The sequence below is a fragment of the Klebsiella sp. 64 genome (assembly GCF_018223915.1).
In the GTDB taxonomy this organism is placed as follows: domain Bacteria; phylum Pseudomonadota; class Gammaproteobacteria; order Enterobacterales; family Enterobacteriaceae; genus Klebsiella; species Klebsiella pneumoniae.
The window spans coordinates 15,693-32,417 of the sequence record NZ_JAGRQZ010000013.1; the positions used below are offsets into that span (position 1 = coordinate 15,693).

Genomic DNA, 16,725 nt, shown 5'->3' on the forward strand with positions numbered 1-16,725 from the left:
TAGCAGCAGGCAGGAAACAGCCTGATACCTGGAGAGCCTTTCTTGAGCCAGGAATACACCGAAGACAAAGAAGTCAAACTAACCAAACTCAGCAGCGGGCGCCGACTCCTTGAGGCGATGCTCATCCTTTGCTCCCTCTTCGCCATCTGGCTGATGGCGGCACTACTGAGCTTTAACCCCTCGGACCCCAGCTGGTCGCAAACGGCATGGCATGAGCCTATTCATAATTTAGGCGGCGCCCCCGGCGCGTGGCTTGCCGATACCCTCTTTTTCATTTTTGGCGTCATGGCCTACACCATCCCGGTGATCATCATCGGCGGATGCTGGTTTGCCTGGCGGCATCAGGAAAACGACGAATACATTGATTATTTTGCCGTTTCCCTTCGCCTCATCGGTGCGTTAGCCCTGATCCTGACCTCCTGTGGTCTGGCGGCGATTAACGCCGATGATATCTGGTACTTCGCCTCCGGCGGGGTGATCGGCAGCCTGCTGAGCACCACGCTGCAACCCCTGCTGCACAGCAGCGGCGGCACCATCGCCCTGTTGTGTATCTGGGCGGCCGGGCTGACGCTGTTCACCGGCTGGTCGTGGGTCAGCATTGCGGAAAAGCTGGGCGGCGGCATCCTGTCCGTTCTCACCTTTGCCAGCAACCGTACCCGTCGGGATGATACCTGGGTCGATGAAGGCGAATACGAAGACGACGAGGAAGAGTACGACGACGAAGAGGCGGCCAGGCCGCAGGAATCGCGTCGCGCCCGTATCTTACGCAGCGCGCTGGCGCGGCGTAAGCGTCTGGCCGAGAAGTTTACCAACCCTATGGGGCGTAAAACCGACGCTGCGCTTTTCTCCGGCAAACGGATGGATGACGGCGAAGAGGCGGTGCAATACAGCGCCAGCGGGGCGCCTGTTGCCGCCGACGATGTACTGTTTTCCGGCGCCAGCGCCGCGCGTCCCGCAGAGGATGATGTGCTGTTCTCCGGTGCCAGCGCCGTGCGCCCGGGCGATTTCGACCCTTACGATCCGTTGTTGAATGGCCACAGTATCGCTGAGCCGGTAAGTGCAGCGGCGGCGGCTACTGCCGCGCCGCAGGCGTGGGCAGAATCACCGGTGGGCCATCACGGCGCTGCGCCAGCTTATCAGCCGGAAGCCAGCTATCCGCCGCAGCAGGCCTATCAGCCTGAACCCGCTCCGTTCCAGCAGGCTGCTTATCAGCCGCCAGCGGGGCAAACCGCACCGCAGGCGTATCAGCCTGAGCCAGCGCCGTATCAACAGCCGGTTTACGATCCGCGTGCCGGTCAACCTGCGCCGCAGGCCTATCAGCCTGAGCCAGCGCCGTATCAGCAGCCGGCTTACGATCCGTATGCCGGTCAACCTGCGCCGCAGGCCTATCAGCCTGAGCCAGCGCCGTATCAGCAGCCGGCTTACGATCCGCATGCCGGTCAACCTGCGCCGCAGGCCTATCAGCCTGAGCCAGCGCCGTATCAGCAGCCGACTTACGATCCCTATGCCGGTCAACCTGCGCCGCAGGCCTATCAGCCTGAGCCAGCGCCGTATCAGCAGCCGACTTACGATCCGCATGCCGGTCAACCTGCGCCGCAGGCCTATCAGCCTGAGCCAGCGCCGTATCAGCAGCCGGCTTACGATCCCTATGCCGGTCAACCTGCGCCGCAGACCTATCAGCAGCCGGCTTACGATCCGCATGCCGGCCAGCCCGCGCCGCAGCCGTATCAGCCGGAGCCAGCGGCGTATCAGCCGCAAAGCGCGCCAGTTCCCCCACTGGAGCCAGAGCCCGAGGTCGTGCAGGAGGAAGTGAAACGTCCGCCGCTCTATTATTTCGAGGAAGTGGAAGAGAAGCGGGCGCGCGAACGCGAGCTGTTGGCCTCCTGGTATCAGCCAATTCCTGAGCCGGAAAGTCCGATTGCCACTAAACCGCTGACGCCGCCGACCACTGCGTCCAAACCGCCAGTGGAGACAACCGTAGTCTCTGCGGTAGCGGCTGGGGTGCATCAGGCTACCGCCGCCAGCGGCGGCGCGGCGGCAGCAACCTCGTCCACTGCCGCATCCGCTGTGGCTACGCCATTGTTCAGCCCGGCGTCCAGCGGCCCACGGGTTCAGGTGAAAGAGGGCATCGGTCCAAAACTACCGCGGCCCAATCGCGTGCGTGTTCCTACGCGTCGGGAACTGGCCTCCTACGGCATCAAGCTACCGTCGCAGCGGGAGGCGGAACAGCGCGCGCGGCAGGCGGAGCGCGATCCGCATTATGATGATGAGCTGCTCTCGGATGAGGAAGCGGATGCTATGGAGCAGGATGAACTGGCTCGCCAGTTCGCCGCCACCCAGCAGCAGCGCTACGGTCATCGCTGGGAAGACGATAACGCGACTGATGACGATGAGGCCGACGCCGCGGCGGAAGCGGAGCTGGCGCGTCAGTTTGCCGCTACCCAGCAGCAGCGGTACGCTACCGAGCAGCCGCCGGGCGCCAACCCGTTCTCGCCGGCAGATTATGAATTCTCGCCGATGAAAACGTTGGTCAATGACGGCCCGAGCGAACCGCTGTTTACGCCGACGCCGGAAGTCCAGCCGCAGCAGCCGGCCCAGCACTATCAACAACCGGCGGCCGCTCCGCAGCAGGGTTATCAACCTGCGCAGCATCAGCCGATACACCATCAGCCTGTGCCGCCGCAGCCGCAGTCCTATCCGACTGCGTCGCAGCCCGTGCAGCCGCAACAACCGGTTGCCCCTCAGGGGCATCAGCCTGCCGCCCCTGCGCCGCAGGAGAGCCTGATCCACCCGCTGCTGATGCGCAATGGCGATAGTCGACCGCTGCAAAAGCCGACCACGCCACTGCCGTCGCTGGATCTGCTTACCCCGCCGCCGAGTGAAGTCGAGCCGGTGGATACCTTTGCTCTCGAGCAGATGGCACGCCTGGTGGAAGCGCGACTCGCCGATTTCCGCATTAAAGCGGATGTGGTGAACTACTCACCGGGGCCGGTGATCACCCGCTTCGAACTGAATCTGGCGCCTGGCGTTAAGGCCGCACGGATCTCTAACCTGTCACGGGACCTGGCGCGATCGCTGTCAACGGTCGCCGTGCGCGTGGTGGAGGTGATCCCGGGCAAACCGTATGTCGGGCTTGAGCTGCCGAATAAAAAACGCCAGACCGTCTACCTGCGTGAAGTGCTCGACAACGCCAAGTTCCGTGATAACCCATCTCCGCTCACCGTGGTGCTGGGTAAAGACATCGCTGGCGATCCGGTAGTAGCCGATCTGGCGAAAATGCCGCATCTGCTGGTGGCCGGTACCACCGGTTCCGGTAAGTCTGTTGGCGTCAACGCCATGATCCTCAGCATGCTCTACAAGGCGCAGCCGGAAGATGTGCGTTTCATTATGATCGACCCGAAAATGCTCGAGCTGTCGGTCTACGAAGGAATTCCGCACCTGCTGACGGAAGTGGTCACCGACATGAAAGACGCCGCCAATGCGCTGCGCTGGAGCGTCAATGAGATGGAGCGCCGCTACAAGCTGATGTCGGCGCTGGGCGTGCGTAACCTCGCGGGCTACAACGAGAAGATCGCCGAAGCCGCGCGCATGGGACGTCCGATCCCGGATCCGTACTGGAAGCCTGGCGACAGCATGGACGCCGTACATCCGGTGCTGGAAAAACTGCCGTACATCGTGGTGCTGGTGGATGAATTCGCCGATCTGATGATGACCGTCGGCAAAAAGGTGGAAGAGCTGATCGCTCGCCTGGCGCAGAAAGCGCGCGCGGCGGGGATCCACCTGGTGCTGGCGACACAGCGTCCGTCGGTAGATGTTATTACCGGCCTGATTAAGGCCAACATCCCGACGCGCATCGCCTTTACCGTGTCGAGTAAAATTGACTCACGTACCATTCTCGATCAGGGCGGCGCGGAATCGCTGCTGGGTATGGGGGATATGCTTTACTCCGGGCCGAACTCTACCACGCCGGTGCGCGTCCACGGGGCGTTTGTGCGCGACCAGGAAGTCCACGCCGTGGTTCAGGACTGGAAAGCCCGCGGTCGCCCGCAATATGTGGATGGCATTACCTCCGACAGCGAAAGCGAAGGCGGCGGTGGCGGCTTCGACGGCGGGGAAGAGCTGGATCCGTTGTTCGATCAGGCAGTCAACTTTGTGACCGAGAAGCGCAAAGCGTCGATTTCCGGGGTTCAGCGTCAGTTCCGCATCGGCTATAACCGTGCCGCGCGTATTATCGAACAGATGGAAGCGCAGGGTATCGTCAGCGAGCAGGGCCATAACGGTAACCGCGAAGTGCTGGCGCCGCCGCCCTTTGAATGAGTGCAAAGTTGGGTAAATAAGCGCAAAATCAGCCAATTCTTCTGTCCCGCCGCCGCCGGCGGTCCTACAGTAGGGGCAGAAGAGGCTCCCGCGTCGGGAGTGACGCACATTAAGGAAGAACAATGAAAAAACTCGCAATCACCTGTGCATTACTGTCTGGTATGGTCGTCAGCCAGGTCTGGGCAGATGCGGCCAGCGACTTAAAAAGCCGTCTTGATAAAGTGAGCAGCTTCCATGCCAGCTTCACGCAAAAAGTCACCGACGGTAGCGGTAACGCCGTGCAGGACGGGCAGGGAGACCTGTGGGTGAAACGCCCGAACCTGTTTAACTGGCATATGACCCAGCCGGATGAGAGCGTCCTCGTTTCGGATGGTAAAACGCTGTGGTTCTATAACCCGTTCGTCGAGCAGGCCACGGCGACCTGGCTGAAAGACGCCACCAGCAACACGCCGTTTATGCTGATTGCCCGCAACCAGTCCAGCGACTGGCAGCAATATAATATCAAGCAAAATGGCGATGATTTTGTGCTGACGCCAAAAAGCGGCAGCGGCAACCTCAAGCAGTTCACGATCAACGTCGGTCGGGACGGCACTATCCATCAGTTCAGCGCCGTCGAGCAGGATGATCAGCGCAGCAGCTATCAGCTGAAATCGCAGCAGAACGGCGCCGTCGACGCAGCTAAGTTCACCTTTACGCCGCCGAAAGGGGTGACGGTGGACGATCAACGTAAGTAGAGGCGAAAGTGAGCAATCTGTCGCTCGATTTTTCCGACAACGCGTTTCAACCTCTGGCCGCTCGCATGCGGCCAGAAAATTTAGCGCAGTATATTGGCCAGCAGCACCTGCTGGCGCCGGGTAAACCCCTGCCGCGGGCCATTGAGGCCGGGCACCTGCATTCGATGATCCTCTGGGGGCCGCCGGGTACCGGCAAGACCACTCTGGCGGAAGTGATTGCCCGCTACGCCAGCGCCGATGTCGAACGGATCTCAGCGGTAACCTCCGGGGTGAAAGAGATTCGCGAGGCTATTGAGCGCGCGCGGCAGAATCGCAACGCCGGCCGGCGGACCATCCTGTTTGTTGACGAAGTGCATCGCTTTAATAAAAGCCAGCAGGATGCCTTTCTGCCGCATATTGAAGACGGTACCATTACTTTTATTGGCGCGACCACCGAAAACCCCTCCTTTGAGCTTAACTCGGCGCTGCTCTCCCGCGCTCGCGTCTACTTACTGAAATCGCTCACCACCGACGATATCGAGCGGGTGCTTGACCAGGCGATGAACGATAAAACCCGCGGCTACGGCGGCCAGGATATCATTTTGCCGGATGAGACCCGCAGGGCCATTGCCGAGCTAGTGAATGGCGACGCGCGGCGAGCGCTGAATACCCTGGAAATGATGGCCGATATGGCCGAAAGCGATGACTCGGGCAAGCGGGTGCTGAAGGCGGAACTGCTGACCGAGATCGCCGGCGAGCGTAGCGCGCGCTTTGATAACAAAGGCGACCGGTTCTACGATTTGATTTCCGCCTTGCATAAGTCGGTGCGCGGAAGCGCGCCGGATGCGGCACTTTACTGGTACGCGCGGATCATCACCGCCGGCGGCGATCCGCTGTACGTTGCCCGCCGCTGTCTGGCGATTGCCTCGGAAGATGTCGGCAACGCCGACCCGCGGGCGATGCAGGTCGCTATTTCGGCGTGGGATTGCTTTACCCGCGTCGGGCCGGCGGAAGGCGAACGGGCGATTGCCCAGGCCATCGTCTATCTGGCCTGCGCGCCGAAGAGCAACGCGGTGTACACCGCCTTCAAAGCGGCGCTGGCCGACGCGCGGGATCGTCCTGACTACGACGTTCCGGTGCATCTGCGCAATGCGCCGACGAAGCTGATGAAAGAGATGGGCTACGGCCAGGAGTATCGTTACGCTCATGACGAACCCAACGCCTACGCCGCCGGCGAGCAGTACTTCCCGCAGGAAATGGCGCAAACGCGCTATTATCACCCGACAAACCGGGGGCTTGAGGGCAAAATTGGCGAAAAGCTCGCCTGGCTCGCTGAACAGGATCAAAATAGCCCGATAAAACGCTACCGCTAATTGAGGCGTTGCGGTAAGGTTATTACACTATTTCCGTGGTCGTAGTCTGCGGCCACTTTTCTTTTTTAATTCGATAAGCACAGGATAAGCATGCTCGATCCCAATCTGCTGCGTACCGAGCCAGACGCAGTCGCAGAAAAACTGGCACGCCGGGGCTTTAAGCTGGATGTAGATAAACTTCGCGCGCTTGAAGAGCGTCGTAAAGTTCTGCAGGTGCAAACGGAAAACCTGCAGGCGGAGCGTAACTCCCGATCGAAATCCATTGGCCAGGCGAAAGCGCGCGGGGAAGACATCGAGCCATTACGCCTGGAAGTTAACAAGCTTGGCGAACAACTGGATGCTGCAAAATCCGAGCTGGAAACGCTGCTGGCGGAAATTCGCGATATCGCGCTGGCGATCCCGAATATTCCTCATGATGATGTGCCGGTTGGCCGCGACGAAAACGACAACGTTGAAGTTAGCCGCTGGGGTACGCCGCGTCAGTTCGATTTTGAGGTGCGCGATCATGTGACGCTGGGTGAAATGCACGGGGGGCTGGATTTTGCCGCCGCCGTTAAGCTCACCGGCTCGCGCTTCGTGGTGATGAAAGGGCAGCTGGCCCGTCTGCACCGCGCCCTGGCGCAGTTCATGCTGAATCTGCACACCGAACAGCATGGCTACAGCGAAAACTATGTCCCGTACCTGGTAAACCAGGACACCCTGTATGGCACTGGCCAGCTGCCGAAATTCGCCGGCGACCTGTTCCATACCCGTCCGCTGGAAGAAGAGGCTGACAGCAGCAACTACGCGCTGATCCCGACGGCGGAAGTGCCGCTGACCAACCTGGTGCGCGATGAAATCATCAACGAGGACGATCTGCCGATCAAAATGACCGCCCATACGCCGTGCTTCCGCTCTGAAGCCGGTTCCTATGGCCGCGACACCCGCGGTCTGATCCGTATGCACCAGTTCGATAAAGTTGAAATGGTGCAGATCGTCCGCCCGGAAGACTCTATGGCCGCGCTGGAAGAGATGACCGGTCACGCCGAGAAAGTGCTGCAGCTGCTGGGCCTGCCGTACCGTAAGGTCGCGCTGTGCACCGGCGATATGGGCTTCAGCGCCTGCAAAACCTATGACCTCGAAGTATGGGTTCCGGCGCAAAACACTTATCGTGAGATCTCCTCCTGCTCCAACGTCTGGGATTTCCAGGCGCGTCGTATGCAGGCTCGCTGCCGCAGCAAGTCCGATAAGAAGACCCGTCTCGTTCATACCCTGAATGGTTCTGGCCTGGCAGTAGGTCGTACCCTGGTGGCGCTGATGGAAAACTATCAGCAGGCTGATGGCCGTATCGAGATCCCGGAAGTGCTGCGCCCGTATATGCGCGGCCTCGAATATATCGGCTAAACTTCTCACTCCTTCTTTTAAAAGCGCCTGCGGGCGCTTTTTTTACGCCCTTATTGATACCGGGCAATAATCCTTGCCGCGAATGCAGTGATACTCCCTTTGGATTAAACCAGCATAAAAAACTAATAATATCGCAAAGCATTATATATATATCTATATAACGCTTGTCAGTTTATTGTGAGCAACCAAAGCGAGTATCCATGAAAATTAAAGCCCCTGATGCTTTACTGGCTGCTGAGGTAAGCCGCCGTGGTCTGATGAAAACCACGGCAATAGGCGGCCTGGCGCTGGCCAGCAACGCACTAACGTTACCCTTTACCCGACTGTCGCATGCTGCCGATACGCCGGCGCCCGCCAGTGAGAAGGTGGTCTGGAGCGCCTGCACCGTCAACTGCGGTAGCCGTTGCCCGCTGCGCATGCACGTGGTGGACGGCGCGATTAAATACGTCGAAACCGATAATACCGGTGACGATAACTATGACGGTTTGCACCAGGTCCGCGCCTGCCTGCGTGGGCGTTCAATGCGCCGCCGGATCTATAATCCGGACCGTCTGAAGTACCCGATGAAGCGCGTTGGTAAACGCGGTGAGGGCAAGTTCGAGCAAATCAGCTGGGAAGAGGCGTTGGATACCATCGCCAGCAATATGCAGCGGCTGATTAAAGAGTACGGCAACGAATCCATCTATCTGAACTACGGCACCGGCACGCTCGGCGGGACGCTGACCCGCTCCTGGCCGCCGGGGAAAACGCTGATTGCCCGTCTGATGAACTGCTGCGGTGGCTATCTCAACCATTATGGCGACTATTCATCAGCGCAGATTGCTGCCGGTCTGAATTACACCTACGGCGGCTGGGCGGACGGCAACAGCCCATCGGATATTGAAAACAGTCAGCTGGTGGTGCTGTTCGGCAATAACCCCGGCGAAACGCGGATGAGCGGCGGCGGGGTGACGTACTACCTTGAACAGGCGCGGCAGAAATCCAATGCCCGGATGATAATCATCGATCCGCGCTATACCGACACCGGCACCGGGCGTGAAGATGAATGGATCCCGATTCGTCCTGGGACCGATGCGGCACTGGTTTCGGGCCTCGCGTGGGTGATGATCACCGAGAATCTGGTCGATCAGCCGTTCCTCGATAAATACTGCGTGGGATACGACGAGAAAACGCTGCCCGCCGGTGCGCCAGCCAATGGTCATTACAAAGCTTACATTCTTGGCCAGGGCACTGACGGTATCGCCAAAACGCCGGAGTGGGCCTCGACAATTACCGGTATTCCGCGCGAACGCATTGTTAAACTGGCGCGCGAAATTGCCACCGCTAAACCGGCCTATATTAGCCAGGGCTGGGGTCCGCAGCGTCACGCCAACGGTGAGATCGCCACCCGCGCCATCTCAATGCTCGCCATTCTGACGGGTAACGTCGGGATCAACGGCGGCAATAGCGGGGCGCGCGAGGGCTCGTATAGTCTGCCTTTTGAGCGTATGCCGACGCTGGAGAATCCGGTTGAGACAAGTATCTCGATGTTTATGTGGACCGATGCGATTGAGCGCGGCCCGGAAATGACCGCTCTGCGCGACGGCGTACGCGGTAAAGATAAGCTCGACGTGCCGATCAAGATGATCTGGAACTATGCGGGCAACTGTCTGATTAACCAGCATTCTGAGATCAACCGGACCCACGAAATCCTGCAGGACGACAAGAAATGCGAGATGATTGTGGTCATTGACTGCCATATGACCTCCTCGGCGAAATACGCCGATATTCTGCTGCCGGACTGTACCGCCTCCGAGCAGATGGATTTCGCGCTGGATGCCTCCTGCGGCAACATGTCCTACGTTATCTTTGCCGATCAGTCCATCAAGCCGCGTTTCGAATGCAAAACCATCTATGAGATGACCAGCGAACTGGCAAAGCGTCTGGGCGTCGAAGAGCAGTTTACCGAAGGCCGTACCCAGGAAGGCTGGATGCGCTATCTGTATGAGCAGTCGCGCAAAGCGATTCCCGACCTGCCGGATTTCGACACCTTCCGTCAGCAGGGCATCTATAAGCAGCGCGATCCGCAAGGTCATCATGTGGCCTACAAAGCCTTCCGTGAGGATCCGCAGGCTAATCCGCTGACCACGCCTTCGGGCAAGATCGAAATTTACTCGCAGGATCTGGCGAAAATCGCGGCCACCTGGGAGCTGCCGGAAGGGGATGTTATCGATCCGCTGCCGATCTACACCCCGGGTTTCGAAAACTACAACGATCCGCTGACAGCGAAATACCCGCTACAGCTCACCGGCTTCCACTATAAATCTCGCGTCCACTCGACCTACGGCAACGTCGATGTGCTGAAGGCCGCCTGTCGGCAGGAGATGTGGATTAACCCGATCGATGCCCGCAAGCGCGGCATTGCCAACGGCGATCGTATTCGCATCTTCAACGATCGGGGTGAAGTGCATATCGAAGCAAAGGTGACGCCGCGCATGATGCCGGGCGTCGTCGCGCTGGGGGAAGGGGCCTGGTACAACCCGGACGCCTCGCGTGTGGATCAGGCGGGCAGCATCAACGTGCTGACCACCCAGCGTCCGTCGCCGCTGGCGAAGGGAAACCCGTCGCATACCAACCTCGTTCAGGTTGAGAAGCTGTAAGGAGTAACCGATGACAACTCAGTATGGATTTTTTATTGATTCCGCCCGTTGCACCGGTTGCAAAACCTGCGAACTGGCCTGTAAGGACTACAAGAACCTGACCCCGGAGGTCAGCTTCCGCCGCATCTATGAATATGCCGGCGGCGACTGGCAGGAGGACAACGGCGTCTGGCAGCAGAACGTGTTTGCCTATTACCTCTCCATCGCCTGTAACCACTGTGAAGATCCGGCCTGCACCAAGGTCTGTCCGAGCGGCGCAATGCATAAGCGCGAAGACGGTTTTGTGGTGGTCAACGAAGAGGTATGCATTGGCTGCCGCTACTGCCATATGGCCTGCCCGTACGGCGCCCCGCAGTACAATGCCGACAAAGGCCATATGACCAAGTGCGATGGCTGTCACGAGCGCGTCGCCGAGGGGAAAAAGCCGATCTGCGTCGAGTCCTGCCCGCTGCGGGCGTTGGATTTCGGGCCGATTGCCGAACTGCGCGCTAAGCACGGCCAGCTGGCCGCGGTAGCGCCGCTGCCGTCGGCGCACTTTACCCGGCCGAGTATCGTTATCAAACCTAACGCCAATGCCCGGCCGTGTGGCGATACCACCGGTTACCTGGCGAACCCGAAGGAGGTGTGAGATGGGAAACGGATGGCATGAATGGCCGCTGATGGTCTTTACGGTCTTCGGCCAGTGCGTCGTAGGCGGCTTTATTGTTCTGGCGCTGGCGCTGATGACAGGCAAGCTTTCCCGTGAGCAGGAGCAGCGCGTGGTGGGCAGCATGTTCGGCCTGTGGGTATTGATGGGGATCGGGTTTATTGCCTCGACGATGCACCTTGGCTCGCCGCTGCGGGCCTTTAATTCGCTGAATCGCGTGGGAGCCTCGTCGCTGAGTAATGAAATAGCCAGCGGGGCGATCTTCTTCGCCGTCGGCGGAATTGGCTGGCTGCTGGCCGTGTGCAAAAAGCTGCCTGCCGGCCTGCGGAGCCTGTGGCTGGTGGTGACCATGGTGCTGGGCGTGATTTTCGTGTGGATGATGGTGCGGGTGTACAACACCATCGACACGGTGCCGACCTGGTACACCGTTTGGACGCCGCTGAGCTTCTTCCTGACGCTGTTTATCGGCGGTCCACTGCTGGGCTACCTGCTGCTGCGCGTCGCGGGCGTCGATGGTTGGGCGCTGCGCCTGCTGCCGGTGGTTAGTTTGCTGGCGCTGCTGGTCAGTATTATGGTGGTCGTGATGCAGGGAAGTGAACTTGCCACTATCCGCAGCTCAGTTCAGCAGGCCTCCGCCCTGGTGCCGGATTACGGGTTGCTTATGGCCTGGCGCGTGGTGCTGCTGGCCCTGGCCCTGGCCTGCTGGTGCGTGCCGCAGATTCGCGGCCGCAAACCGGCGGTCTCGCTGCTCGGCCTGGCCTTTGTTCTGATACTGGCGGGAGAGATGATCGGCCGCGGCGTATTCTATGGCCTGCATATGACCGTTGGGATGGCTGTCGCCAGTTAACCACCTCCATCATGCCGGTGCCTAACCACCGGCATGATGAAAACGTGCTGTCGATAGATGAAATTTTTCAACTGAAATTAACTTCGGCATTTATTAATAAACTAGCAAAAACAATAGCGTATTATCTGTTGTCTCACCTTTTTCCATCCTCTGGATAAAAAACTTCTATCGTAGCCGACAAAACCGCGTCACGCCTGATTTCAGGTGGATTGACAATGTTTTTAGCAGTGGCATGATGCGCTCGCGATCTGAACATTCCTCACGGTTTTTACCCATGACCATCTACACCCGGCCAGTGCAAATGCTGCTCTGTGGCCTGCTTTTATTGACCCTGGCGATAGCGGTGCTGAATACGCTCGTCCCGCTCTGGCTCGCCCATGAAAACATGCCAACCTGGCAGGTCGGCATGGTGGGGTCATCCTATTTTACCGGCAACCTGGCCGGTACGTTGCTGGCCGGCTGGGTGATCAAGCGCCTGGGGTTTAACCGTAGCTATTATCTCGCATCGTTAATTTTCGCCGTCGGCTGCGTAGGGCTGGGGATCACCGTTGGCTTCTGGACATGGCTGAGCTGGCGTTTTATCGCCGGCGTAGGTTGCGCGATGATCTGGGTGGTGGTGGAAAGCGCGCTGGTTTGCAGCGGCACTTCCCGCAGTCGCGGTCGTCTGCTGGCGGCGTACATGATGGTCTATTACGTCGGTACCGTACTGGGCCAGCTGATGGTCAGTAAATTACCCACCGATTTAATGAGCGTCCTGCCGTGGGTGACCGGCCTGGCGCTGGCGGCGATCCTGCCGTTGCTGTTTACCCGCATTATGGGGCAGGCAGAAGAGCCGCATGAAACGGTACGTATCTGGCCGATGCTGAAGCTACGCCAGGCGCGCCACGGGGTCAATGGCTGTATTATTTCGGGGATTGTCCTCGGCTCGCTGTATGGCCTGATGCCGCTGTGGCTGAACCATCAGGGCGTCAGCGACTCCGGCATCGGCTTCTGGATGGCGGTGATGGTGAGTGCGGGGATCCTCGGCCAGTGGCCGGTAGGGCGCCTGGCAGACCGCTACGGTCGCCTGCTGGTGCTGCGGGTACAGGTCTTTGTGGTCATTCTGGGATGTCTGGCGATGCTTAGTCAGGCGGCAATGGCCCCGGCGCTGTTTGTGCTTGGGGCATCTGGTTTCACGCTGTATCCGGTGGCGATGGCCTGGGCCTGTGAAAAAGTGGAGCACCATCAGCTGGTGGCGATGAATCAGGCGCTGCTGATGAGCTATACCATCGGCAGCCTGCTGGGCCCGACCCTGACGGCGATGCTGATGCAGAACTTCTCAGACAACCTGCTGTTTATCATGATCGCCAGCGTGTCGTTTATCTATCTGCTGACCCTGCTGCGCAAAGCCGGGCATCATCCGACGCCGGTGGCGCACGCCTGACCCTGCAACGCGCAGCGCATGCTGCGCGTCATCTGCTGCAATCGCATAGGCTTACTGCCGCAAAGAGGACAAGTCGTTTTTCATGAGAATGAAACGGCGGGGCGGACACAGCTTCCCACGCCGTTGCAGGCCGGCATAAGCGCATCACCGGCCCGGGCGGGATTAGTACATTACTTTGTGACCATACTGCTCAAGGATGCCTTTTACCCGCTCCATGGTCTCTTTCTTCGGCGGATGGACGCCGTCCAGCTTGTACTCTTCGCCCATCGCTACCCATTTGTGTTTACCCAGCTCATGGTAGGGCAGCAGCTCGATTTTTTCGACATTGCCCATATCGCGGGTAAATTCGCCCAGGCGGTGCGCGGAATCATCATCGTCTGACCAGCCGGGAACCACCACGTAGCGGATCCAGACATTGATATTCTTCTTCGCCAGATACTGGGCGAATTCCAGCGTACGATGGTTAGAAACGCCCACCAGATTCTGGTGAATCTCATCGTTCATCTGCTTGAGATCCAGCATCACCAGGTCTGTTACCTCCAGCAGCTCGTCGATAACCGGATCGTAGCGACGTACGAAGCCGTTGGTATCCAGGCAGGTGTGGATGCCTTCTTTCTTACACGCGCGGAACCAGTCGCGAACAAACTCCGCCTGCAGGATCGCCTCACCGCCCGAGGCGGTGACGCCGCCGCCGGAAGCATTCATAAAGTGACGATAGGTCACCACCTCTTTCATTAATTCTTCAACGGTGATTTCTTTGCCGCCGTGGGTATCCCAGGTGTCACGGTTATGGCAGTACAGGCAGCGCATCAGGCAGCCCTGGAAAAAAGTAATAAAGCGGATGCCCGGGCCATCAACGGTGCCACAGGATTCAAAGGAGTGAATGCGACCAATAACTGACATTGCGGTGTTTTCTCCAGATGTGGCCCATCCGGGGCCGTGTTGGTGCGCAGCTCAGCGGCTGCGTCGAGTCTGTTTTGACAGGTACCCAAAGTATAGATAACTGGCAAAGCAGGCTGGGGCGGGGAATGCTTGTTAAAAAGGCCCCACTGATGTGGGGCCTTTATTGTACGCCTTTTCAGTCAGACAGGGAATTACATGGTCTGAGTGAAGGTACGGGTAATAACATCCTGCTGCTGTTCTTTGGTCAGGGAGTTAAAACGTACGGCGTAGCCAGATACACGGATGGTCAGCTGCGGATATTTTTCCGGGTTTTCCATCGCGTCGAGCAGCATTTCGCGGTTCATGACGTTCACGTTCAGGTGCTGACCACCTTCGATGGACGCTTCGTGATGGAAGTAACCATCCATCAGGCCCGCCAGGTTGGTCTTACGAACTTCGTCGTCTTTACCCAGCGCGTTCGGCACGATAGAGAAGGTATAAGAGATACCATCTTTCGCGTAAGCAAACGGCAGTTTAGCGACGGAGGTCAGAGAGGCTACTGCGCCTTTCTGGTCACGGCCGTGCATCGGGTTAGCACCTGGACCGAACGGCGCGCCAGCGCGACGACCGTCTGGGGTATTACCGGTTTTCTTACCGTACACCACGTTAGAGGTGATGGTCAGAACAGACTGAGTCGGGATAGCGTTGCGGTAGGTGTGCAGTTTCTGAATTTTCTTCATGAAACGTTCAACCAGGTCAACGGCCATGTCATCGACGCGAGGGTCGTTGTTACCAAACTGCGGGTATTCGCCTTCGATTTCGAAGTCGATAGCCAGACCGTCTTCGTCACGAATCGGTTTAACTTTCGCATATTTGATAGCAGACAGGGAGTCAGCAGCAACGGACAGACCAGCGATACCACACGCCATGGTGCGGATAACGTCACGGTCGTGCAGCGCCATCAGAGAGGCTTCGTAGCTGTACTTGTCGTGCATGTAGTGGATGATGTTCAGCGCGGTGACGTACTGTTTAGCCAGCCAGTCCATGAAGTGATCCATGCGATCCATTACTTCGTCGAAGTTCAGGACGTCGCCTTTGATCGGTTCAGATTTCGGACCAACCTGCATTTTCAGTTTTTCATCCACGCCGCCGTTGATAGCGTACAGCATGGTTTTCGCGAGGTTAGCGCGAGCGCCGAAGAACTGCATTTGCTTACCAACAACCATCGGGCTTACGCAGCATGCGATAGCGTAGTCGTCGTTGTTGAAGTCCGGACGCATCAGGTCATCGTTCTCATACTGCAGAGAAGAGGTATCGATGGACACTTTAGCGGCGAATTTCTTGAAGCTCAGCGGCAGTTTTTCAGACCACAGGATAGTAATGTTCGGCTCCGGAGACGGCCCCATGGTGTACAGGGTGTTCAGGAAGCGGAAGCTGTTTTTGGTCACCAGAGTACGGCCGTCAACGCCCATACCGCCGATGGATTCCGTTGCCCAAATCGGGTCGCCGGAGAACAGTTCATCATATTCCGGGGTACGCAGGAAGCGAACCATACGCAGTTTCATGACCAGGTGGTCAACCATTTCCTGCGCGTCTTGCTCGGTGATTTTACCCGCCTGCAGGTCACGCTCGATGTAGATATCCAGGAAGCTGGAGGTACGACCGAAGGACATTGCCGCGCCGTTCTGAGATTTCACGGCAGCCAGGTAACCGAAGTAGGTCCACTGAATCGCTTCCTGAGCGGTGGTCGCCGGACCGGAGATGTCATAGCCATATTTAGCGGCCATCTCTTTGATCTGGCCCAGTGCGCGGTGTTGTTCAGCGATTTCTTCACGCAGACGGATGGTCGCTTCCAGGTCTTCGCCGCTTTCCAGTTTCGCTTGCAGAGAGTTGAACTGGGCGAATTTGTCTTTCATCAGGAAGTCGATACCGTACAGCGCAACGCGACGGTAGTCACCGATGATACGACCACGACCGTAAGCATCCGGCAGACCCGTCAGCACGCCGGATTTACGGCAGCGCAGGATGTCCGGGGTATAGACGTCGAAAACGCCCTGGTTGTGAGTTTTACGGTACTCTGTGAAGATTTTTTTCAGCATCGGGTCCAGCTCGCGATTATACGCTTTGCAGGAACCTTCAACCATTTTGATACCACCGAACGGGATGATCGCACGTTTCAGCGGCGCTTCGGTCTGCAGACCAACGATTTTTTCCAGACCTTTCTCGATATAGCCCGCGTCGTGAGAGGTGATGGTGGAAGCCAGGGCAGTGTCAAAATCAACAGGCGCGTGAGTGCGGTTTTCCTGTTTTACACCTTCCATTACGGTGTCCCACAGCTTGGTGGTCGCTTCAGTCGCGCCAGCCAGGAAGGATTCGTCGCCTTCATATGGGGTGTAGTTTTTCTGAATAAAGTCACGGACGTTGACTTCATTCTGCCAGTCACCTTTCGCAAAACCTTCCCAGGCTGTGGCTAACTTTTCATTAAGCTCGGACATGTAACAC

10 protein-coding genes are annotated in these 16,725 nt (G+C 58.3%); 8 read left to right on the plus strand and 2 right to left on the minus strand.

Annotation, left to right across the window (positions count from 1 at the left end; translation table 11 throughout):
- Positions 1–42: 42 nt before the first annotated feature.
- The 8 genes from ftsK (at position 43) to KHQ23_RS10215 (ending at position 13,341) form a co-directional block, all read left to right on the plus strand.
- Complete coding sequence (gene ftsK, locus KHQ23_RS10180) at positions 43–4,317, plus strand: DNA translocase FtsK (protein WP_080463795.1); 4,275 nt, start codon at positions 43–45, stop codon at positions 4,315–4,317.
- Between the two features lie 122 nt (positions 4,318–4,439).
- Positions 4,440–5,051 carry an outer membrane lipoprotein chaperone LolA gene (lolA, locus tag KHQ23_RS10185; protein ID WP_002898132.1) on the plus strand — a complete coding sequence of 204 codons (612 nt, stop codon included), beginning with the start codon at positions 4,440–4,442 and terminating at the stop codon, positions 5,049–5,051.
- A gap of 8 nt (positions 5,052–5,059) precedes the next feature.
- The gene (rarA, locus tag KHQ23_RS10190) at positions 5,060–6,403 is read left to right on the plus strand and encodes a replication-associated recombination protein RarA (protein WP_002898137.1); all 1,344 of its coding nucleotides are present in this window, start codon (positions 5,060–5,062) and stop codon (positions 6,401–6,403) included.
- A 90-nt stretch (positions 6,404–6,493) separates the two neighbouring features.
- Complete coding sequence (gene serS, locus KHQ23_RS10195) at positions 6,494–7,786, plus strand: serine--tRNA ligase (RefSeq protein WP_032434223.1); 1,293 nt, start codon at positions 6,494–6,496, stop codon at positions 7,784–7,786.
- Positions 7,787–7,986: 200 nt separating this feature from the next.
- On the plus strand, positions 7,987–10,425 hold the full coding sequence (gene dmsA / locus KHQ23_RS10200) for a dimethylsulfoxide reductase subunit A (RefSeq protein ID WP_032434225.1): 2,439 nt from the start codon (positions 7,987–7,989) through the stop codon (positions 10,423–10,425).
- 10 nt (positions 10,426–10,435) lie between these two features.
- On the plus strand, positions 10,436–11,053 hold the full coding sequence (locus tag KHQ23_RS10205) for a DMSO/selenate family reductase complex B subunit (RefSeq protein WP_004150845.1): 618 nt from the start codon (positions 10,436–10,438) through the stop codon (positions 11,051–11,053).
- Position 11,054: 1 nt separating this feature from the next.
- Positions 11,055–11,918: a dimethyl sulfoxide reductase anchor subunit family protein gene (locus KHQ23_RS10210; protein WP_004150844.1), complete on the plus strand. Its 864-nt coding sequence runs from the start codon at positions 11,055–11,057 to the stop codon at positions 11,916–11,918.
- Positions 11,919–12,192: 274 nt separating this feature from the next.
- Positions 12,193–13,341 carry an MFS transporter gene (locus KHQ23_RS10215; RefSeq protein WP_004150843.1) on the plus strand — a complete coding sequence of 383 codons (1,149 nt, stop codon included), beginning with the start codon at positions 12,193–12,195 and terminating at the stop codon, positions 13,339–13,341.
- Between the two features lie 162 nt (positions 13,342–13,503).
- Here KHQ23_RS10215 and pflA read toward each other — a convergent pair whose 3' ends face one another.
- Complete coding sequence (pflA, locus tag KHQ23_RS10220) at positions 13,504–14,244, minus strand: pyruvate formate lyase 1-activating protein (RefSeq protein WP_002898145.1); 741 nt, start codon at positions 14,242–14,244, stop codon at positions 13,504–13,506.
- Between the two features lie 191 nt (positions 14,245–14,435).
- Positions 14,436–16,718, minus strand: a complete 2,283-nt coding sequence (gene pflB, locus KHQ23_RS10225; RefSeq protein WP_002898148.1) for a formate C-acetyltransferase — start codon at positions 16,716–16,718, stop codon at positions 14,436–14,438.
- Positions 16,719–16,725 lie beyond the last annotated feature (7 nt).

Coding starts and splice junctions, on each gene's coding strand:
- KHQ23_RS10210 (WP_004150844.1), top strand. CDS start 11,055: ATGGGAAACGGATGGCATGAATGGCCGCTGATGGTCTTTACGGTCTTC.
- KHQ23_RS10205 (WP_004150845.1), top strand. CDS start 10,436: ATGACAACTCAGTATGGATTTTTTATTGATTCCGCCCGTTGCACCGGT.
- KHQ23_RS10215 (WP_004150843.1), top strand. CDS start 12,193: ATGACCATCTACACCCGGCCAGTGCAAATGCTGCTCTGTGGCCTGCTT.
- dmsA (WP_032434225.1), top strand. CDS start 7,987: ATGAAAATTAAAGCCCCTGATGCTTTACTGGCTGCTGAGGTAAGCCGC.
- pflA (WP_002898145.1), bottom strand. CDS start 14,244: ATGTCAGTTATTGGTCGCATTCACTCCTTTGAATCCTGTGGCACCGTT.
- serS (WP_032434223.1), top strand. CDS start 6,494: ATGCTCGATCCCAATCTGCTGCGTACCGAGCCAGACGCAGTCGCAGAA.
- lolA (WP_002898132.1), top strand. CDS start 4,440: ATGAAAAAACTCGCAATCACCTGTGCATTACTGTCTGGTATGGTCGTC.
- pflB (WP_002898148.1), bottom strand. CDS start 16,718: ATGTCCGAGCTTAATGAAAAGTTAGCCACAGCCTGGGAAGGTTTTGCG.